Here is a 21963-nt window from a genome sequence, read left to right as displayed (position 1 = left end):
AATGTATTATTATAAAGTGGAGGGACAGCTCTGCTGTTCACTGGAGAAAGATCTGCCCTATGAGAAGGCGGAAAAACCGGAGAAAATCACATCTCTTATCTATCTGTTCGACAGGGAGCCGGGAAGTTGCCGGGCATCCTTCCGGGTAAATGATCCGGCCATGCTGTTTGCAGAGAGTGAGAATGTTTCCTGGCTGAGCAGCGTAAAACTGGCCGAAGCCGCAGAGGGAAAAGAAGTGGATGAAACGATCCGGGAAGTGATCCGGGAAGGTAAGATGCGCGCTGTAAACATGCGTCATCCCCAATTTGCAGAGATTGTAAAGGAGAAGCAGGAAGGCGGCAAAAAACGCGTCAACGTGCTTGCCATCGGTGATGTGGGCAGCACGCTCCTCACGGGGCTCCATCTGCTGGGAGGTGATGTGATAAGTTCCATCGGAATCTGTGATATTTCCGATAAAGTGACGGCAAGATGGGAATTTGAAGAAAACCAGATTGCTTATCCGTGGGATTACGATGCCCTTCCGGAGGTTGACATCGTAAAGCCGGAGGATCTCTTCAAATGTGACGTCTTCGTATTTGTGGCCTCCAAGGGGATTCCTCCCGTTGGCTCCGGTGTCAAGGACGTGAGAATGTACCAGTTTGAAAACAATTCCAAGATCGTCGCCCAGTACGCAAGACAGGCCAGGGCGGAACATTTTAAAGGACTGTTTGCCGTGGTTTCCGATCCGGTGGATCCTCTTGCCAAGACGGCATGGCTGGAGAGCAATAAGAATGAAAACGGGGTTCTGGATCATCAGGGCCTCCGTCCGGAACAGGTCCATGGATTCGGCCTGGGTGTAATGAACGCCCGCGCCGCTTATTATGCAAAGCGCGATGAGAGGTTCAGACAGTTCCTGACGGAAGGACGTTCCTTCGGCCCCCACGGCCAGGATCTGGTTGTTGCGGATTCCATTGAACACTACAATGACGAACTGTCAAAAGAACTGACCGAATTGACCGTGACGGCGAATCTTCATATGAGAGCCATCGGTTTTAAGCCGTTCATTGCACCGGCGTATTCTTCGGGGGCAATCTCTCTTGTGCTGATGATGCGCGGCGCCTGGCACTGCGGCTCCGTTTTCCTTGGCGGCGTCTATATGGGAGTGAAAAACAGGTACACTGCATCCGGGCTTGAGACGGAAGTGCTTCCTCTGCCGGAAAAACTTTATGAAAGAATCGTGTTGGCCGAGGATAATTTGAAGAAAATTGTATAACCTGACATTGATAAACGAATTCCCGTAAGAAAGGAAGCGGTTTTTTGAACAGTTCAGATATAACAGTGATTAAGCTTCAGGGAGAATCCGGCGAGGAGTCCGGACGGCTTGAAGAGGTGCTTTTGGCCGCACTTGACGGACTTAAGGTCCATTTTATCCACAGCGCGGATGAGATGGGATATTTTACGGATAAGACGGCGCAGTACGGCACAAAACGGCTGCTGTTTGCCGTCTGTCTCGGTAAGACGGGCATCAACCCGGAGTATTACAGGGTGTTGCGCTTCCTCAGGGAGAACCCGGAAAGCCTGAACGGCTGGACGGGGGGCGTTGTCATGGACGGTGACAGCGACCTTTACACCAAATCGGCGGCCAGAGAACTTACCTTTACCGCAAACTGCTGTGGCTGTACCTTTGTGGGACGCCCCCTGGTGGAGGGGACGAAAACGCTGTCCAATTTTACCATCGTAGCCGGCAACATGGAAACGGATCTGAAAAGCGCATACAAAAAAAGCGTTGAAATCCTGGTGCATGAAATCATGGAATTTGACCGGCCCCTGTCGGACCGGCCCAATCTCCTGGTTCTTCACGCATCGAGCCACCAGACTTCCAACACATTTGCACTCTGGAATGCGGTCAGGGAACGGCTGGACGGTTTTGACATCACGGAAATCGGGCTGAGAAACGGAACACTTTCCGACTGTTCCGGCTGTCCGTACAAAATGTGCCTTCACTTTGGCGAGAAGGGAAGCTGCTTTTACGGCGGAATCATCGCGGAGGATGTTTATCCGGCGGTTAAGAAAGCGGATGCCCTCGTGATGCTGTGCCCTAACTACAATGATGCCCTGTCCGCCAATCTGACGGCATTTATCAACCGGCTGACGGCTTTGTTCCGAACGACGCGGTTTTATGACAAAGCGCTGTTCGGGATTGTGGTTTCAGGTTATTCCGGAAGCGATATTGTGGCGGAGCAGTTGATTGCCGCCCTCAATATGAATAAAACCTTTTATCTTCCGGGAAATTTTGCGATGCTGGAGACAGCCAACAACGCGGGCACCGCGATGAAATTACCCGGTATCGAAGAGAGAATTGAGCAGTTTGCAGAAAATATTACAAAAACACTGAAAAAAGAGGCAGCAGAATGAAATACCGCAAAAAGGGACGGCTCTGGCTTCTTCCTCTGCTGATCATCCTGTATCTGGCCGTCGGGGCCGTAGTTCCATTCCTCACCTATAAGGAAGTGGAGGAAGGAACGGCGCTGCTTCCGGGACTTGAGGCAATGGTGAGCGGAGAAGATAAGGAAAACAGGTTTTCCGACCGCGCCATGATTCTGGAGACGAATGCAAGCGCCTGGGAGGAACGGCTTCGTCTGATGGATCAGGCGAAAGAGCGGATTATACTCTCAACCTTTGATATGAGGGACGGAGAGAGCACGAAAGATCTGCTCGCCCTGATCCTTGAGAAAGCCGACCAGGGAGTCCATGTACAAATCCTGGTCGACGGATTTTCCGGTCTGGTCAGGATGACGGGAAGGAGCCTGTTTCAGGCCGTCGGCTCCCATCCCAATATTGAAATACGCCACTATAACCCGATTAATCTCCTGGAACCCTGGAAAACCCAGGGACGGATGCATGACAAATATGTGATTGTGGATGACATCGGATATATTCTGGGGGGCCGCAATTCATTCGATTATTTTATCGGGACCTACGGCACGGAGCATGAGAGCCTCGACCGGGAGGTGCTTATTTACAATCCCGCCCATGGGACCGGGGAGGGAAGCGATAGTTCCCTGTATGAAGTTGAGAAGTATTTTGAGGGTGTCTGGAACCTGGACGTGACGAAACCCTTTGCCGACAGCGAAAAGCTGGCAGAAAAAAAGAGTGTGTCAGACGAAAGGGAAATGTTGAGGGAGAGGATGAGAACCCTCAGGAGAGACAATCCGCAACTATTCGAACAGACTGATTATGAAGATCGCACCGTAGAAACAGAGGGAATCTGCCTTGTGTCAAACCCCACAGGAATATATGGGAAGGAACCCATGGTATTTTATCAGCTCACAAAGCTTATGGAGGCCAGGGGAGAGGAGACCGCCATCCACACGCCCTATCTTGTATGCAATACATATATGGAGAAACGTCTTAAAGAAGTAAAAGCGGCGGTCCCAAATATGAAAATCGTCTTTAATTCAGTGGAAAATGGGGACAACTTTTTTGCATCCAGCGATTATCTGTACCGGAAGAAGTCCCTGATTTCCATGGGAATCCCGCTCTATGAGTATGACGGGGGAATTTCGACCCACGGAAAGTCCTTTACGTTGGGGGATGATATTGCGGCGGTCGGGTCCTACAATTTTGATCTGAGGAGCACCTATCTCGACACGGAGCTGATGCTTGTTATCAAGAGTAAAGATCTGACAAAGGAATTGAACGGGAATCTTGAGGCGATTGAGAAGGGATGCCGGAAGGTGATCGATGAGACGGAGTATGAGGTTCCATCCGGAATCACGGTGGCGGAGATTCCAGGCTGGAAAAAGCTTGCGATGAAGGTGACCGGGATTGTGATGGCGCCGTTTCGGTTTCTTATTTAAGGGGGATTAGTTGAGGGAGGAGAACGCCGCCGGTTACGGCTAGGGGGCGGGATGGTGAGAGGGAGGGGGTGAGTCTTCAGTCCCGGTTTGTAGGTTGTCGCGGGTGGGGAATCCGGGCAGAAAAAGTTCCTGCGGGAAACGCTTGCGCTCTTCGGAGTACATAATGGTACTAACCTCGAAAAGACCTCGGTAAGTACCAATGAACTCCCAGGTTCCCTTCGGAATCTTTTTCTCCCTCCTCCCCCATGGGCAGGTTATGGACCGGGACTGAAGACGCGAAGGTTTTTGCCATCCCGATCCTTGGCCTGCGGCCGCTGAATTGTTCTATTTAAAAGTATCTCAACCATGTAGTGGCTGCGACAATACCCCCCCCACACACTTGAGGAAAGAGACAATCAGCTTCTGAAGATGACGAACGGGGCCGACCCCCTTCGCTGGTCTTCAGTCCCGGTCGATAACCTGCCCTGGGAAGGAGGGAGAAAACATTCCGAAGGGGACATTGGAATCCGCCGGTGCTTGCTGAGGTCTTACACGAAGCTAGCATCCGCTGCGCATTCCACAAGCGGGAGCGAGTCCCCGTAGGAATGTTTTCTCCCGGATTCCCTTTACGGTCCCCTAAAATACGGGACTGAAGACTCGCCAACAATCCGCTTCCCCCGTCCGCCATCTTACAGAGGCGTCCCCGCCCCAACTAAATCACTTTACAGACAGTTTGAAAAGAAGTATACTAAAAAACAGGGGTTTGTCCAATTACAGCCGTAAATACTGCAAATGAACCGGGCATCCTGCTTGATAACGGTGAGAAGTTTCCGAGCTTTTACATCATTTTAAGCCGTTAGGAGGACATTACAAATGAACACAGTGGAGATGAATATGAAACCGTGGAAGCGGACACTCGCGATAGGAGTGCTCATAGCTCTGACCTCTCAGCTTTACTGGAACGTATTTGTAAATAATTTTCGTATTTCTACATCGGTAATTCTGTTACCCGTCCTGATCATGACGGTGGGAATTCAGATTCATACAAGGACGATCTGTTTTGTGACGGCCTGTATTATCTATGTTTTCCGGCTTGTCATACTGCTGTTCCAGGGAATGCCGCTGGAACCCAGCCTGATACAGGTGCTCCCCGGAGCTCTGTTCTATATCTGTTATGGACTCATTTTTAAACTCCAGATTAAGAATAAGCATATCGTTCAGATGGAACGTCTGATCGTTGCGATCTTTTTCTGTGATTTCGGTTCCAATGTCTTTGAGGTTTCCCTGCAGGAGCTTCTTCAGAAGGGAGTGCTGCCGGCCTTGTCCGTCATCAAATATCTGATGATGATAGCCGTTATCCGCACCCTGTTTGCCGCGGTTGCGCTGATTGGGGAGCGGCAATACCGTGCCCTGCTTAAGAAAGCGGAGCATGAGAACCGTTATCAGAGGCTGTTTCTTATGACAACGGGCCTTAAGAATGAGATCTACCTGATGCATAAGAATACCGAGGAAATCGAGAGGGTTATGAGCAATGCTTACCGCCTCTATGAGAAGACCCTGACCATGGAAGAACTTCCGAAAGAGATGCAGCAGATGGCTTTGGAGATTGCCAGGGATGTCCATGAGATTAAGAAGGATTATATCAGAATCATTCAGGGGATTGAACAGGAAATAGATGAGGATTACGATGAGGAGAAGATGAATTTTCAGGATCTTCTGCAGATTCTGGAGGCATCCACATATCATATGCTGGCGGAGAAGCGGCTGGACGTGCGCCTATTATATGACTGTCAGGAGAATTTTGTGACGAAAGAGCATTATATCCTGATGGCGGTGCTTAAAAATCTTGTCAATAATGCCATAGAGGCCATTGAGACAAAGGGACGGAGCGGCACAGTCCGCATCGCGGAGAAAAAAGAAGGTGACAGCTATCTGTTTGAAGTGACGGACGACGGTCCGGGTATTTCAGAAAGACAGCTTCCGAATATTTTTAAAATGGGGTATTCAACGAAGTTTGATGAAAAAACGGGTAACATTTACCGTGGGGTGGGACTTGTTGGTGTGAAAAACGCAGTAGAAGAGCAGTTTAAAGGTAGTATCGATGTGGAGTCGAACCCGGGCAAGGGGACGAAATTCCGTATTGTGATACCCGCTGAAATGTTAGAGGAGCCGTAGAAAATGGAAATTTATATTGTAGAAGATGACGTAACCGTAATCAGCATTCTGGAAGATATTATTGAAGACAATGAACTGGGAACAATCTGTGGAACGACGGAGGGAGAGCCTGCCAACGTGGATGAGATCCTGGCTCTTGAGCCCGATGTAATTCTTGTGGATTTCCTGATGCCGGGCAAGGACGGCGTCGAGCTTGTGAGAGAACTGAAGGAAAAGGGATGTAATGCTAGATGCATCATGATATCCCAGGTATCCGCCAAAGAGCTTGTAGGTAAGGCCTATGATGCAGGAATGGAATTTTTTATCAGCAAGCCAATCAATATCATTGAAGTGAAGTCTGTCATCCAGAAAGTGGAGAAGCAGATTGAGAACGAGAAGACCCTGTCCAATATCAAAAAGATGTTCATGGCTGAGATTGCCGACATGCCGAAGGAGAAGAAGCCGGACGACGGTTATGGCAGAAAGGTCCAGTACATTCTCAACAGACTTGGAATGTCGGGAGAAAAGGGCGGAGACGACATTATGAGAATCTGCCAGTATCTGCACAGCAATAAGAGGCCGATTTCCCAGGTGAGCATCGGACAGCTCTGCGAGATACTCAGCGACGCCCCGAAGAATATGGAGCAGAGAATCAGAAGAGCCATAGCGGTGGGCATGTCCAATCTTGCGCATCTGGGGATTGAGGACTTTATGAACGACACGTTTACGGCCTATTCAAGCACGCTTTTCCCATTTGAGGAGATCCGGGCGGAGATGGATTATATCCGTGGAAAGAGAAAGTACGGCGGCAAGGTGAGCATCAAGAAGTTTATAGACAGCCTGATGCTGGCGGCAGACCGGGAAATCTAACGTATTTATACCGTTTCTAAACACGTTATAAACAAAGTTAAAAAAGTGTTATAACTTTTTGAATATATTCTTGAATTATTTTGTAGTTTTTTGAGAGATGTGATTTATACTGCCTTCAACGTAAACAAATAATATATTGGAGGTAGTTGTATGAAAGTTATTGAGCTTGATATGTATCAGGCAACCGCGGTTGCGGCAATCGTTCTTCTTCTGGGACGCGTTCTTGTCGACAAAATTGCGGTTCTCCGTAGATACTGTATTCCGGCACCTGTAGTTGGTGGTTTCATCTATGCGATTCTGCATCTTGCAGTTAGAAGCGCGGGGATCGTTGAAATTTCCGCAGATATGACGTTGAAGAATGTATTTATGGTGGCGTTCTTCTGTAGCGTAGGTTATACGGCATCTTTCAGAATGCTGAAAAAGGGAGGAATCCAGACAATCGTATTCCTTCTGCTCGCAGTAGTAATGGTAGTATTACAGAACTGTCTGGGTGCAGGCCTCGCATCTGCATTCGGTCTTGACCCAAGACTTGGTCTTGCCACAGGTTCCATTCCGATGGTAGGCGGACACGGAACAGCAGGTTCCTTCGGACCGATGCTGGAAGAGCTGGGCGTTGCCAATGCCAACGTAGTGGCTATCGCTTCCGCAACATTTGGCCTTGTTGCAGGCTGTGCAATCGGCGGACCTATTGCATACAACAAAATTCATAAATTTAAATTAAGTTCCGCAGCTTCTGATACAACGGTTGAAGAAATCGTTGAAAAAGACGAAACAGGCGCAATTGATTCCAAACGTTTCCTGGATGCATTCCTTTATCTGATTATTGCAATCGGTGTAGGTACGGTTGTTTCCATGTTCCTTGGCAAGCTGATGACGTTCCCATTCTACATAGGCGCCATGCTGGTCGGCGCTGTAATCCGTAATATTATGGATGTACAGCAGAAAGAAATTCCAATGGAAGAAATCGGAACGCTCGGCGGTTCATGTCTGTCCATTTTCCTTGGCCTTGCCATGATCGATATGAAACTGTGGCAGCTGGCAGAGCTGGCTCTTCCGTTAGTGGTAATGCTTGCGGCACAGACAATCCTTATGTTCCTTTACGCTTATTTCGTAGTATTCAACGTACTCGGAAGAACATACGACGCAGCCGTTATGACTACAGGTTTCTGTGGCTTCGGTATGGGTGCAACCCCGAATGCCATGGCTAACATGCAGGCAGTTACAGGACAGTACGGCCCGGCTCCTACCGCATTCATGGTAGTGCCGCTGGTAGGAAGTTTATTTATCGACTTCCTTAACGCTTCTATCCTGACGGCATTTATTAACTTCTTCCACTAATCAGGAATAAGAATTAATAACTTTTTGATAGAAAGATTCTTTTATAAGAGTTGACTTTTACAGGACGGTGAAGGGTCTGCGGGGCAGGCTTTTCACCTCTTCCTGCGGGGAGAAACAGCCCTGCACGAGGTGGCAGAAAACACCGTTTTTGGAGAATATAAACAAAAAATAATAACAATTATAATGCTAATTCAATTTGCTTATAAATGGGAAATGCGTTATAATAAAAACAGAACAGAAAATTTCACAAAAACAAAAGGAATCGTGAGGGATTTTTGTTTAAGATTTACATAATCTGGTTCCTGTGAGTAGTGAAACTTTTAAAATCATATATCAAACAGGAGGTATATTGCAATGAGCAAGTATGTTGACAGAGTAATCGCGGAAGTGGAAAAGAAATACGCAGATGAGCCGGAATTCTGCCAGACCGTCGAAGAGGTTTTATCTTCCCTTGGCCCGGTAGTAGACGCACATCCGGAGTATGAAGAGGTAGCTCTCCTTGAAAGAATGGTAATTCCGGAGAGAATCATCGAGTTCCGCGTTCCGTGGGAGGATGACAATCACAAGATTCATGTAAACACAGGATACCGCGTTCAGTTCAACGGCGCCATTGGACCGTACAAGGGCGGCTTACGTTTTGCTCCAAATGTAAACCTTTCTATTATGAAATTCTTAGGATTTGAGCAGGCATTCAAAGACAGCCTTACAACACTTCCTATGGGTGGTGCAAAAGGTGGTTCCGACTTCGATCCGAACGGAAAGAGCGACAGAGAAGTTATGAGATTCTGCCAGTCCTTTATGACAGAGTTATATCGTCACATTGGACCAGACGTTGACGTTCCAGCTGGTGACCTTGGTGTAGGCGCTCGTGAAATCGGTTATATGTACGGACAGTACCGTAAGCTCGTTGGTGGTTTCTACAACGGCGTTCTTACAGGTAAAGGAAGATCCTTCGGTGGTTCCTTAGTTCGTCCGGAAGCTACAGGTTTCGGTTCCGTATACTATGTAGAAGCAGTTATGAAACATGAGAACGATACTCTTAAAGGAAAGACAGTTGCACTTGCAGGCTTCGGTAACGTTGCTTGGGGCGCTGCTACAAAGCTTGCTGAATTAGGCGCTAAGGCTGTTACACTTTCCGGACCAGACGGATACATCTACGATCCAGACGGCGTTGTAACAAAAGAGAAGATCGACTACATGCTTGAGATGAGAGCATCCGGACGTAACAAAGTTCAGGATTACGCAGACAAGTTCGGCGTTCAGTTCTTCCCAGGTGAGAAACCATGGGGCCAGAAGGTTGACATCGTTATGCCATGTGCTACACAGAACGACGTTGACTTAGAGCAGGCTAAGAAGATCGTTGCTAACAACGTTAAATACTACATCGAAGTAGCTAACATGCCTACCACAAACGAAGCTCTTAGATTCTTAATGGAGCAGAAGAACATGGTAGTAGCTCCTTCCAAGGCTGTAAACGCAGGTGGTGTTCTTGTTTCCGGTCTTGAGATGAGCCAGAACAGCGAGAGACTTTCCTGGACAGCAGAGGAAGTTGACTCCAAACTTCATCAGATTATGACAGATATCCATGATGGTTCTGCAGCAGCAGCAGAGCGTTACGGCTTAGGCTACAACCTGGTAGCAGGCGCTAACATCGTTGGTTTCCAGAAGATCGCTGATGCTATGATGGCTCAGGGTATTGCTTGGTAATCTGAAGTTTTAAAAGTTATTACATAACAATTGCATATAGCGGTTGTCTGAATGAATGGGCTGCTGCATTAAGCAGAAGAATGCCGGATTGGCATAAGGCTTAAGGCAGCAGCCCATTGTTAAAAATCAGGACAGAGTGGAAAGTACCCGTGGGGGCTTTAGCTGCTGGCCGGAGAAAAGCTGGTATAATAACATAGACTTAAATTCTGAAAGGAGTAATTATTATGAAATGTCTTATCATTGACAGAGTATACGCAGGTATCGCAGAAGAACTCGGCAAGTACATGACTGTAAAAACAGCAGATAATCTTCCATCCTCCAAAGAGCAGCTTATTGCTGAGATTGGTGATGTAGATGTGCTGATCATGCGTGTTGACCCGAAGATTGACAAAGAAGTTCTGGATGCAGCAAAGAACTTGAAGATTATCGGCGTTTGCTCCGTTGGTTTAAACCACATCGATACAGAATATGCGAAAGAAAAAGGAATTCAGATTTTCAATGCACCTGGCATGAACGCTAATGCAGTTGCAGAGCTGACATTCTCCAAGATGCTTGACATTTCCCGTGGAACTATCACAGCAAACTATGATGTTAAAGTAAAACATGAGTGGGATAAATACAAATTCGTTGGCCGTGAGCTTCGCGGAAAGACACTGGGCGTTATGGGCTTTGGCCGTATCGGACGCCGCGTGGGCGAACTGGGACGTGCATTCGGCATGACAGTTGTTGCATACGATCCATTCCTTAAACCGGAAGATTTCGAAAAAGAGCATGCTACAGGCATGACAATCGAAGAGATGCTGAAAGTTGCCGACTTCGTATCCATCCATGTGCCGCTGACACCAGAGACAAAGGATCTGTTCAATGCAAAATCCATCGCTGAGATGAAAGATGACGCAGTTGTTCTTAACATGAGCCGTGGCGGTATTGTAAATGAGAAAGATATGTATGAAGCTCTTAAAGCAGGCAAAATCGGCGGATATGCTTCCGACGTTATGGAGAACGAACTGGCAGGCAGCGGCCTGACAGGCAATGATTCCTTCGTAAGCCCACTGTTTGAGTGCGATAATTTCATCGTATCTCCACACATCGGCGCTCAGTCGGTAGATGCCTCCAGAGATATCGGTATCCTTATTATCTCCAAGATTAAGGAAGCTTTAAGTCTGTAATCCATAATTATTATATTAAAATTTAATTCTGACATAAGTGACAGGTGGTAATTGACAGTTCGATTATCACCTGTCATTTTTTTATCATTATGATCTTCGAGCTTTCGAAAAATCCTTTTGATAAATATGCAAGTTATTCTATTTTTACAAAAAAAAGGAGTCTTTTTTATAGTTTATTTATTGATTTGTTATGAAATGTAAAGGAAAAATAGAAAATAATAATATTTTGTATTGTAATTGGTTAAAAATACCTGTATAATGAAAGCAGCTGATATCCTTTCACATTGTTGTAAAATAGACAAAAAGAAAGGATGTTTAATAATTCACATAAGGGAGGAATTATCTATGAGAAAAAAATTAGCACTTGTACTCGCTGCGGCTATGGTCATGGGAACTGTTTTATCAGGTTGTAGTTCAGGCGGTAAAGAAAGCACTCAGGCAGCTGCTCCAGAAGCAGCCACCGAGGCAGCCAAAGAAGCTGAGACAGAGGGAGCTGAAGCAGCAGCGGCCAGTACTGTCAAAGGAGGAATGGAAGGCGGCACCAGCCTTAACTTCACGACAGGCGGAGATCAGGGTACCTATTATGGTTTTGGCGGCGTTTTAGCCGGTAAGATAGGCGAGAGCACCAGCACGAAGGTTACCGCAATCACCTCCGGTGGTTCTCAGGCTAATATCGAGGCTATGGATGCCGGTGACGCCCAGCTCGGATTTGTACAGTCCGACGTTATGGCATATGCATATAACGGCACCAATCTTTTTGAAGAATACGGCAAGGTAGAGAACTTCTCCACAGTTGCAGCTCTGTATATGGAGCAGGTTCAGATCGTTACTCTGGATCCGAATATCAAGTCCGTTGCAGATTTGGCAGGTAAGAATGTTTCCGTCGGTGCAGCAGGCTCCGGTGTATATTACAACGCAGTAGATGTACTCGGTGCTTACGGAATGGATATCGAGAAAGATATTAAACCTACATATCAGTCATTTGGCGACAGTGCAGAGGCTCTTCAGGATGGCAAGATCGACGCGGCGTTTGTAGTTGCAGGAGCACCTACTACAGCCATCACATCTCTGGCAGCAACCAAGAAGGTTTATCTGGTTGGTCTGGATGATGAACATATGAGCATTCTGCTCGAGTCATCTCCATACTATAGCAAGAATGTAATCCCGGCTTCCGCATATGGCACAGACGGCGACATCACAACAGTAGCAGTAGGTGCAGTTGTAATCGCACGTGACGATGTATCTGAAGCAGATGTTTATAATTTCCTCTATGGTATTTTTGAAAACCTCGAAGGAATCACGGCAGCCCATGCAAAGGGTGCTGAACTGAGCCTTGACTTTGCATCTTCCGTTACTGCAGTTCCTTATCATCCGGGCGCAGCAAAATACTTCGCTGAAAAAGGAATTGAAGTTCCCACAAAGTGATAATGATCTTTCTGAGTGAATGGCAGCTGCGGTGGGCGTGAGCCTGCCGCAGCTTTTATAAACGGTATAACTCATTTTATTGTGATGACTGGGCATGAAAGAGAAAGGGGAGAACGAGAACATGAAAGATGAGAACAAGAAAGAGCCTGTTCCGGTACAGGATATTGATGTAGGAACAGCAGCCGACGTGGAAGCAGTCATGAAAAAGTATGACAGGGAGTCCAACGTCCGTATATGGGAGGGAAAGCCGCTAATTGTCATACGCTGGCTGTCAGTGCTTTTCTCTATCTACTGTATCTACGTGACACTGTTCAGTACAGCGCTTCCGGAGGTTCGACTGACTACCTTCCTCGGGATGATTTTGATTCTTGGCTATCTGAACTATCCGATTAAAAAGGGAGTTACCCGGGTTAACTATATGCCGTGGTATGATGTTGTTCTCATGGTGGCAGGTTCAGCGCCATTTTTCTATTTTGCTCTCCATGCACAGCAGATTATCAAGCTGGCAACCCGCGTTACAAGGGATCCTGTGATGGTGGTAATCGCAATCGTGGCCGTATTGGCGCTGATGGAACTCTGCCGCCGCTGCGTTGGAATACCGATTCTGTGTGTTGTCGGCGCACTGCTGGTATACACGTTTGCAACCGTCCGTTTCGGAAAGGTGATTTATGATCTCTTTTACACGACAACCGGTGTTATGAATACTCCGATTAATGTCTGCGCTAAGTATATAGTGGTGTTTATTATCTTCGGAGCATTTTTGGAACGGACCGGAATATCAAATTTCTTTATTGACCTGGCGAACAGCCTGTGCGGTTCCTCGGCCGGCGGACCTGCCAAGGTGGCGGTTATCTCCTCGGCTCTTTGCGGCATGGTGTCCGGCTCCTCAGTCGGCAACACGGTGACAACAGGTTCGGTTACAATACCGATGATGAAGAGATGCGGCTATAAACCGGAGTTTGCGGGAGCCGTAGAGGCCGCTTCTTCCACCGGAGGCCAGATTATGCCCCCTATTATGGGAGCAGCCGCTTTCCTGATGGCAGAGTATATGGGAGTGCCCTACGCTACAGTAGCAGTGAAGGCAATCCTGCCAGCAATTCTTTATTTTGCCGGAATCTATATTGCAGTACATCTGGAGGCCCAGAAGCTTGGCCTTAGGGGCATTCCAAAAGAAGAACTGCCAAAAATGAGAGTCCTGATTAAGAAAATCTATCTGCTGGCTCCGCTGGTAGTGCTGGTGGCCTTGGTGTCCACCAATACCTATACTATGCAGTTTTCAGCATCCGTTGCTATTTTTATCGCAATCGGTGTAGGTCTCATTAATAAAGATAACAGGATCAATTTTACTAAGATTATCGATGCCCTGGAAGCCGGAGGAAAAGGCACAATCACAGTGGCTGTAGCCTGTGCAATGGCGGGTCTCGTTGCTGGCTGCATCACATCAACCGGTCTGGCATCCAAACTGATTACGGCCATTGTTACGGTATCTCAGGGTAAACCGATTATAGCCCTTTTCCTGACTATGCTTTGCTGTATTGTACTCGGCATGGGCGTTCCAACAACGGCAAACTATAGTATCATGGCTGCGATCTGCGCACCGATCCTGATTTCGCCGGAAATCGGCATCAATCTGGTATCCGCGCATTTCTTTGTATTTTACTTTGGTATTGTGGCGGATATTACACCACCGGTTGCCTTGGCGGCGTACGCCGGTTCGGCCATAGCAAAGGCCCCGCCGATGAAGACGGCCTTCAACGCGACCCGTCTGGCGATTGCGGCCTTCATTGTGCCTTATATTCTGGCCTTTAACCCGGCGATGTTATTCATCAATACGAATGTGGTCCAGGTTATTCAGATTTGTGTGACATCCCTGCTTGGTATTTTCGGCATTGCATCAGCATTGAACGGATTCCTGTTCGGAAAGTTAAATCCGGTATTCCGGGTGCTCCTGATTGCCGGAGGCCTCTGCATGATGGATCCAGGCGCCATGACTGATATGGTGGGGCTTGTTCTGGTAATTGGAACAACATTCTGGCAGTATATGAGTTCTAAAAAAGCTGTATCTGCATAACAGGCCTATGAAACCACTGAAAGATACGAATGTTTCACTGTAATACATAGTATCGTAAGCAACGAAAAGCATGGTTCGCGAACTTTTCATTGCCACTCAATCACAGTACCTGCCCGGCGGGAGCGTATCCTGTCCGGTCGGGTACTTTTGTATTATAGAAAAGTGGCCTTATGATAATATTTGGTAAAATAATTGACAGGTGTTTCAAACCGTGCTATTATCGCAAAATGACTCAGGAAAAATCCTGGGTATGCAGGAGGCAGATTATGAAGAAAAAATTGATTGCAGCAGTTGTGCTGGCTTCGGTGATGGGACTTGGCGGATGCGGCGGTATTGGAAACAGTACAACAGAAACAGTTCAAACAACAGAAGCGCAGACTGCAGAGACAACAGCAGAGGAAACGAAACACGTGGAAGATACAACTCTGTCGGCAGAAGAAGAAAAAAAGATGCTGGAGACAGAGTATAAAGCTCTGGCCAAAGGCGTTCAGAATATCATCGGGGAACGGGATTTGGAGAAGTTAAAGGCAGCGGTCGTTTATCCCTGCTATGTGGGGGTAGGAGACGGGGTGACGGTGGACAGTGAAGAAGAATTTATGGATCTGAACCCGGATGAAGTTTTCACCGACGAGTTAATTGAAGCGGTAAAAGGGGCTGACATAGACTCCCTGAATGTCGTGAAGGCCGGACTTGTAGTCGGCGATCCGTCAGGAAAGCCCAATATTACGATTGGGCCTGGCTCTGACAACCGCGTTGGAATTGTTGGAATTAATTATTAACCTGAAAGGACTTCATGCAGGGGAGATACTCTGCAAGCTTCTTTAAGGATGTGTTAACAACAAGCTCCTCGGGGAAATCCATCTCTTTCAGAAGTTCTGCCGCATAATCGTGGCGTCCGGCGTCCGAGGCACAGTGGGAATCACTGTTCACGATAATGGACACATTGTGCCTGCGGCAGAGCTCCAGCATGATGTGGTAATTCTCCTTTGCTCCCGGCCGTGGGGAACCCGGTTTCAGGGAGCTGTTATTTACTTCCAGAAGAACGTGGTGCTCCTTCGCTCCTTTTACAAGCTCCGTGTAGTCGAGGGGAATATTGGCATTATCGGGATGACCGATAATCTGGACAAAAGGGTTCTTCATGGCGCCTATCGTGGCGGCCGTATTTTCTTCCCTGGTACCGATTTTGTAACAGAGATCATGAATGCTGGCAATGCCGTAATCGATGCGTTTTAAAAGCCATTCCTTCAAATCCAGGGTGCCCTTATAGTCCAGGATATTCAGCTCGCAGCCCATAATCAGTTTTATCCCGTAAAGCTCATTAGGGATGGACTTGAAATTACAGAAGTACATTTCATGGCAGCTTCCGGGAAGGGCCGGTCCGTGATCGGAGGAGCCAAAAAGTTCCATTCCGTTATCGGCCGCAGCTTTGACCATCTCGTACAGGGTATTGTATGCATGGCCGCTTGCAATTGTGTGAGTGTGCAGGTCAAGAATGTCATTCATTTACAAAGCCTCATTTCTAAAATATAATTTCTAAATGTATCAAGTTCTGGCTATCGCCTTGAAACCATGTGTGTTTCATGAATTCCAAATATGAAATCGCTAAGTTCCTGAAACGGCGCTGTTGCCGTTTATGTGCAACGCGGAACGTGTTACTGTGCACGGAGTGAACTGTAACATCTAAATAAAAATATATCATACTTTTTGTCAGAAAACTATAGAAATATGAGGTGGGATATGGTTAAATAGACTAAGGAGAGTAGACCAGCACACAAAAGGAGGAAAAATTATGACTGATGAAATGATATATGGGGCAGAGATGGAAGAAAAAGAACAGAAGGGCACCGAAGAAATACTCGAAGACCGTGAGAATGTAGCGGAAGCGATCGAAGAAGAGCAGAGCCAGGAAACGATGGATGATTATGCGGCGGAACTGGAAGCTTCTTTTCAAAAGGTGCGGGAGGGTGATATATTAACCGGAACCGTAATCGGGGTAACCGATACCGAGGTGCTTCTCGATCTGAAATATTATGCCGAGGGAATCATCGAGAAAGAGAATATGAGCAATGATCCCGATTTTAACATGAAAGAAGAAATCCATGTAGGCGAAGAAATTACTGCTACCGTCATCAAGACGGACGACGGCGAAGGCAACATTGTACTCTCCAGAAAAGAAGCAAATGACAAGATGGCATGGGACAGACTGAGGGCCATGCTGGAAGAGCGCACCATCGTTCCGGTAAAGATCACGGAGATTGTAAACGGCGGAGCCGTAGCCCAGATCGAGGGAATGAGAGGATTTATCCCGGCTTCCCGTCTGGATGCCGCTTATGTGGAGAACCTGGAAGAATGGAACGGCAGAATGGTGGATGTTACCGTTATCACGGCCGATGAAGAGCATAACAAGCTGGTTCTGTCCGGAAGAGAAGCTGCCAGAGAAAAGCTCCAGGAAGAGAAGAAGAAAAAAATTGCCAAATGCGAAGTCGGCGCAATCATGGAAGGCACCGTTGACAGTATTAAGCCATACGGGGCATTTATCAGCCTTGAGAACGGACTGTCCGGTCTTGTGCATATTTCCCAGATCAGCAGCAAGAGGATTTCACATCCCGGCGCAGTGCTGAAAGAGGGCCAGACCGTAACGGTAAAAATTATATCAACAGCCGACAATAAAATCAGCCTCAGTATGAAGGCAGTGGAGCTGGGTGAGGCGCCGGATGAAGAGGTATTCAATTACCATGAGTCGGGTGAGGCTACCACGGGACTGGGAGAGCTGTTTAAGAACCTCAAATTTTAACAGTGACTTAAAGGAGAGGGAAAACATTGAACATTCCCAAATCATATGATCAGCTTGACCAGTGGAAGACGGTCATGTTTTTGTATAATTCGGCTTTAAAAGCGATTAATACAAAGATCGAAATTTTAAATAATGAATTTATCCATATTTATAACTATAATCCCATCGAGCACGTAAAATCCAGGCTGAAGACACCGGAGAGCATTGTAAAGAAGTTAAAGCATGATGGCCGGGATGTGACGATTCCGAATATGATTGATTTTCTGAGCGATATTGCAGGCATCCGGATTATCTGTTCTTTTACTTCCGATATCTACCTGATTGCCGATATGCTGGCCAGACAGTCGGATATTACGGTTCTCTACATCAAGGACTATATAAAGAATCCCAAGCCCAACGGGTATAAAAGCTATCACCTGGTAGTCACCATCCCGATTTACCTGAGTGAGGGGCCGGTGGAGACAAAGGTGGAGATTCAGATCCGGACGGTTGCCATGGATTTCTGGGCGAGCCTGGAACACAAAATTTACTACAAATTTGAAGGGCACGCCCCGGATTATCTGGAGGAGGAGTTAAAAGCCTGCGCTGATATGGTCGATATGCTGGATGCCAAGATGTTCTCTCTGAATGAGGAGATTATGAAGATCAACCAGGACGAGATGGAAGCAGAGACAGCTGCGGAGGCACAGGCGGAGCTTCTGGCCGCGGCCGCCGCAGAGAAAGAGAAGTAAGGATAAGAGCGTTCTGAAAAGAACGGGACAGAATACAGAAAGAAGTACGGGGAAGATGAAAATAAGACGGGAATTTGAGGACACGAAGCAGATTTTGAGCATTAACAACGGAAATATTTTTCTGTTTGAGCTGGCGTTCCGTCTTTTGACTCTTCCTCTTCTGTTGCAGATTACCGGGGCGCTGGTGCGCCTTTCCCTGAAGGCGGCGGGTTACAGCTATGTGACGGTGAGCAATTTGCAGGCATTCCTGCTGAAACCGGTCACAATACCCGTCGTTCTTCTGATCGCGGCGGTAATTATGACTGGACTCATGATAGAGATCGGAAGCCTGACAACGGCATTCCAGGCGGCGGCATATTCAAGGAAAATGAACGTGTACTCTGTCTTTCTGGGCGGGCTTGCGAAGACGGCCCATGAGATAAGGCGGAAGAACTGGAAACTTTTTCTGATTGTTGCCGTCCATTATATCCTGACCAATATATTTTTTATTTACAGGCTGCTGTGCCATTTAAAGCCGCTTAAATTTATCCTGCCCGGCCTGATGGGAGAAAACTGGGGCAGGCTCCTGATTGTGTTTTTCCTGGCGGCCTGTATCCTTTTCTCGATTCCGACCGCGTTTATCTGCTTTGGCTGTCTGGTGGAGCAGAGGACATTCAGGGACAGCCTGGAGCGGAGCAAAGAGCTTTTGAGGGGAAGGTATGTAAGGACTTCGTTTATTCTGACGGCCTGCAATCTGGCGGTTGTCGCGACGGGCATCCTTATGTACCTGTTTTCAGTTGTCATCGTGGCGGTATTTGCAGTCCGCTTCATGGACCGGAGAGTCGAACTGGCGCTGCTGCTGGCGGCCAGGGATAAAATCGAGCTGGCAATCATTTTTATTGCCAGTATCGTGTCGGTGGTGGTAAACTACGGCGCCCTGACCGTACTGTATTTCCAATATGACAGAAAAGACAGGAAGAAGAAACGGTGGGACTTCGATATCGACAGGCACGGCAGGGAGCGGTGGCTGAACCGGAGAAACGTCCTGGGGCTTCTGGCCGTTGTGACTGCGGTCAGTATGGCGACGGCGTTTGACGTGTCGAGAAACGGCAGCTTCCTGGATGAAGATCTGCTCTATGAGGTCCAGATTACGGCGCACAGAGGCAGCTCCCGGACGGCGCCGGAAAATACGATACCGGCCCTGCAGGCTGCGGTTGACGAGCTGGCGGACTATGCGGAGATTGACGTCCAGGAGACGAAGGACGGAGTGATAGTCCTGTTTCATGACAGTACCCTGAAACGCATGGCGGGAATTGACAGGACGGTTAAGTCAATGACCTGGGAGGAGTTAAAGGAGATTGACGTGGGAACGGGATTTTCAACCGAGTATGCGGGAACGACAATCCCAACGCTGGAAGAGGTCCTGGAATTCGCAAGAGGCCATTTAAAGCTGAATATTGAAATCAAGTATATGGGAGCCACCTCCGGCCTTCCGGAGAAGGTTGCCAAGCTTATTGAGCAGGCGGGATGGACAGAACAGTGCGTTGTGACGTCCACCAGCTACGGTTATTTGAAAAGAGTGAAAGAGGCGGCGCCGGATATTTACACGGGATATATCGTATCGGCGGCCTATGGGAATTACTACAGGGATGAGGCGATAGACTTTATCAGTATGCTGTCAAGCTCCGTCAATCAGAAGCTGATTGACGATGCCCATGAAAGCGGTAAAGAAGTCCATGTATGGACGGTGAACCGAAGGAGTGAGATGGAGCGGATGAAGATTCTGGGGGCGGATAACGTGATTACGGATAACCCCCTGATGGCCCGGGAAGTCCTGTACGGAGAGAAGGCGACGGAAAATCTCCTTGCGAGAATCAGGGAGATGTTAAAATAAACAGGAGGAACTGAAGATGAGAATTGTGCTTCAGAGAGTGTCAAAGGCAAGCGTATCGGTGGAAGGAAAGGTGCTGGGAGCCATAGAAGACGGCTTTCTGGTGCTTTTGGGAGTCTCGGATACGGACACGGAAGAGATTGCCGACAAGATGGTTGATAAATTATGTAAACTGCGTATTTTTAAGGATGAAAATGGGAAGACGAATCTGTCTTTGTCCGATGTGGGCGGACAGATCCTGGTTGTGAGCCAGTTTACCCTGTATGCGGACTGCAGCGAAGGGAACCGTCCCAGCTTTTTCAAGGCGGGGGCGCCGGAGCTGGCCAACCGCCTTTATGAACATGTGGTGGAACGGTGCCGGAAGTACGTGGATAAAGTGGAGCACGGCGAGTTCGGAGCTTATATGCAGGTAGAACTTTTAAACGACGGGCCATTTACGATTGTCCTCGACAGTGATATGATGGTAAAGAAGAAAAAGGGATGACATATATATGGAAGAAGTCATGGTAAAACCGATACAGAAGAAGGAGGAAAGAAAGGAAATGGAACAGGCAGAAAAGACAGCGGGCGAAAGAGCAAAAGAACTTCAGAAAGAACTTACATGGAAGTTTCCGAATATTGCACAGGAGGCGCCTTCCCAAAAGGAAGAGGCATTTGCTTACTGTGAAGGATATAAGGAATTTTTAAACTGTGCAAAAACAGAGCGCGAGTTTGTGGCGGAGGCGGTGAAACGGCTGAGTGAAGCAGGCTATACTCTTTTTGAAAAAGGCAAAGCATATCAGGCCGGAGAGAAGGTATATTACGTCAACAGAAAGAAATCTCTGATAATGACTACTTTCGGGCAGAAAAAGCTGGAGGAGGGCGTCCGCCTGAACGTGGCGCATATTGATTCCCCACGCCTTGATTTAAAGCCGAATCCAATGTATGAGAAGACGGAGCTGGCCTATTTTAAAACACATTATTACGGAGGAATCCGTAAATATCAGTGGGCGGCAATTCCCCTTGCCATGCACGGCGTGGTAGTCAGAAAGGATGGGGAGGTTGTAAACATCAGCATTGGTGAGAATGCGGGCGATCCCGTCTTCTGCGTGACCGATCTGCTCCCCCATCTTGCGGCCGATCAGAATGAGAGAAAATTAAAGGACGGAATTAAGGGGGAAGAATTGAATGTGGTAATTGGCTCCCTTCCGTTTGTCGAGGATGAGGAGATTAAGGAGCCTGTGAAACTTCTGGCCCTTTCTATTCTGAATGAGAAGTATGGTATGACTGAGAAGGATTTCATCCGCGCGGAGATCGAGATTGTTCCTGCCTTCAAGGCAGTGGACGTGGGACTCGACAGGAGCCTGGTGGGAGCGTACGGACAGGATGACCGCGTGTGCGCTTTCACAGCCCTTACGGCCGAACTCGCTGCAAAGAATCCGGAGTACACGACGGTTACGGTGCTGGCCGATAAGGAAGAGATAGGTTCCGTAGGCAATACGGGCCTGGATTCCGATTTTGTACTCCATTATATTGAAGATCTGGCAGAGATTTCCGGCGTTGACTGCAGAGAAATTTTAAGAAATTCCATCTGCCTGTCATCCGATGTCAATGCGGCTTATGACCCGACATTTTCACAGGTTTACGAGGAGAGAAACGCCTGCTTTATCAACAAGGGCTGTGTCCTGACCAAGTATACCGGTTCAAGGGGAAAGGGCGGAAGCAGTGACGCCAGCGCAGAGACAATGGCGAAGGTTGTGGAAATTATGGACAGAGAGGGAGTATACTGGCAGATTGGTGAGCTGGGGGCCGTGGATGTGGGAGGCGGCGGAACCGTTGCCCTGTACGTGGCGGGTATGGACGTGGACGTAGTGGATCTGGGCGTTCCGATTCTTTCCATGCATTCTCCGTTCGAGCTGGCTTCCAAGCTGGATATCTACAATACATATAAGGCGTTCTGCGCATTTTATAAATAGGATCTTTTTTTCTGGGGCCGTTTGTGGTATTATGTCTGTTATACGCATCGGCTCCAGAATG

The 21963-nt window shown here is 47.8% G+C and carries 17 protein-coding genes; 16 read left to right on the top strand and 1 reads right to left on the bottom strand.

The features are described 5' to 3' along the window. The first annotated feature begins 1 nt into the window (after window position 1). The 11 genes from V3C10_19630 to V3C10_19580 all read left to right on the top strand — a co-directional run bounded on the left by V3C10_19630 (window position 2) and on the right by V3C10_19580 (window position 15331). Entirely contained in the window at window positions 2–1252 is a 1251-nt protein-coding gene (locus V3C10_19630) for a lactate dehydrogenase (protein ID WVP61487.1), read from the top strand. Between the two features lie 44 nt (window positions 1253–1296). Next, entirely contained in the window at window positions 1297–2394 is a 1098-nt protein-coding gene (locus V3C10_19625) for an NAD(P)H-dependent oxidoreductase (GenBank protein WVP61486.1), read from the top strand. Then, window positions 2391–3839 (top strand): phospholipase D-like domain-containing protein, encoded by a 1449-nt coding sequence (locus V3C10_19620; protein ID WVP61485.1) that lies wholly within the window; start codon window positions 2391–2393, stop codon window positions 3837–3839. The genes V3C10_19625 and V3C10_19620 overlap by 4 nt, the downstream gene beginning before the upstream one ends. A gap of 852 nt (window positions 3840–4691) precedes the next feature. Further along, entirely contained in the window at window positions 4692–5993 is a 1302-nt protein-coding gene (locus tag V3C10_19615; GenBank protein WVP61484.1) for a sensor histidine kinase, read from the top strand. Window positions 5994–5996: 3 nt separating this feature from the next. Beyond that, on the top strand, window positions 5997–6842 hold the full coding sequence (locus tag V3C10_19610) for a DNA-binding domain-containing protein (protein WVP61483.1): 846 nt from the start codon (window positions 5997–5999) through the stop codon (window positions 6840–6842). A gap of 150 nt (window positions 6843–6992) precedes the next feature. Beyond that, on the top strand, window positions 6993–8180 hold the full coding sequence (gene gltS / locus V3C10_19605; protein ID WVP61482.1) for a sodium/glutamate symporter: 1188 nt from the start codon (window positions 6993–6995) through the stop codon (window positions 8178–8180). Between the two features lie 354 nt (window positions 8181–8534). Then, window positions 8535–9887, top strand: a complete 1353-nt coding sequence (gdhA, locus tag V3C10_19600; protein ID WVP61481.1) for an NADP-specific glutamate dehydrogenase — start codon at window positions 8535–8537, stop codon at window positions 9885–9887. Window positions 9888–10111: 224 nt separating this feature from the next. Further along, the gene (locus V3C10_19595; GenBank protein WVP61480.1) at window positions 10112–11056 is read left to right on the top strand and encodes a D-2-hydroxyacid dehydrogenase; all 945 of its coding nucleotides are present in this window, start codon (window positions 10112–10114) and stop codon (window positions 11054–11056) included. A 345-nt stretch (window positions 11057–11401) separates the two neighbouring features. Beyond that, window positions 11402–12481, top strand: coding sequence for a TAXI family TRAP transporter solute-binding subunit (locus tag V3C10_19590; GenBank protein ID WVP61479.1), 1080 nt, complete (start codon window positions 11402–11404; stop codon window positions 12479–12481). Between the two features lie 121 nt (window positions 12482–12602). Continuing rightward, complete coding sequence (locus V3C10_19585; protein WVP61478.1) at window positions 12603–14552, top strand: TRAP transporter permease; 1950 nt, start codon at window positions 12603–12605, stop codon at window positions 14550–14552. 266 nt (window positions 14553–14818) lie between these two features. Next, a complete protein-coding gene (locus V3C10_19580; GenBank protein WVP61477.1) occupies window positions 14819–15331 on the top strand; it encodes a hypothetical protein in 513 nt (170 codons plus the stop codon). On the opposite strand, the gene V3C10_19575 is transcribed toward V3C10_19580, so the two are convergent. Beyond that, window positions 15321–16055, bottom strand: a complete 735-nt coding sequence (locus V3C10_19575; GenBank protein WVP61476.1) for a phosphatase — start codon at window positions 16053–16055, stop codon at window positions 15321–15323. The genes V3C10_19580 and V3C10_19575 overlap by 11 nt on opposite strands. Before the next feature lie 286 nt (window positions 16056–16341). On the opposite strand from V3C10_19575, the gene V3C10_19570 reads away from it, so the two are divergent. The 5 genes from V3C10_19570 (at window position 16342) to V3C10_19550 (ending at window position 21902) form a co-directional block, all read left to right on the top strand. Beyond that, window positions 16342–17346, top strand: a complete 1005-nt coding sequence (locus V3C10_19570) for a S1 RNA-binding domain-containing protein (protein ID WVP61475.1) — start codon at window positions 16342–16344, stop codon at window positions 17344–17346. Window positions 17347–17420: 74 nt separating this feature from the next. Further along, on the top strand, window positions 17421–18077 hold the full coding sequence (locus V3C10_19565) for a GTP pyrophosphokinase family protein (protein WVP64673.1): 657 nt from the start codon (window positions 17421–17423) through the stop codon (window positions 18075–18077). Window positions 18078–18132: 55 nt separating this feature from the next. Further along, the gene (locus tag V3C10_19560) at window positions 18133–19950 is read left to right on the top strand and encodes a glycerophosphodiester phosphodiesterase (GenBank protein WVP61474.1); all 1818 of its coding nucleotides are present in this window, start codon (window positions 18133–18135) and stop codon (window positions 19948–19950) included. A 16-nt stretch (window positions 19951–19966) separates the two neighbouring features. Then, entirely contained in the window at window positions 19967–20431 is a 465-nt protein-coding gene (gene dtd, locus V3C10_19555) for a D-aminoacyl-tRNA deacylase (GenBank protein WVP61473.1), read from the top strand. Between the two features lie 58 nt (window positions 20432–20489). Beyond that, window positions 20490–21902, top strand: a complete 1413-nt coding sequence (locus tag V3C10_19550) for an aminopeptidase (GenBank protein ID WVP61472.1) — start codon at window positions 20490–20492, stop codon at window positions 21900–21902. Window positions 21903–21963: the final 61 nt, after the last annotated feature.

Origin of the sequence: [Clostridium] symbiosum (assembly GCA_036419695.1) — a bacterium.
GTDB lineage: Bacteria > Bacillota > Clostridia > Lachnospirales > Lachnospiraceae > Otoolea > Otoolea symbiosa_A.
Note: the sequence above shows the minus strand (reverse complement) of the source record. Positions and strands in the feature narration are given on the sequence as shown.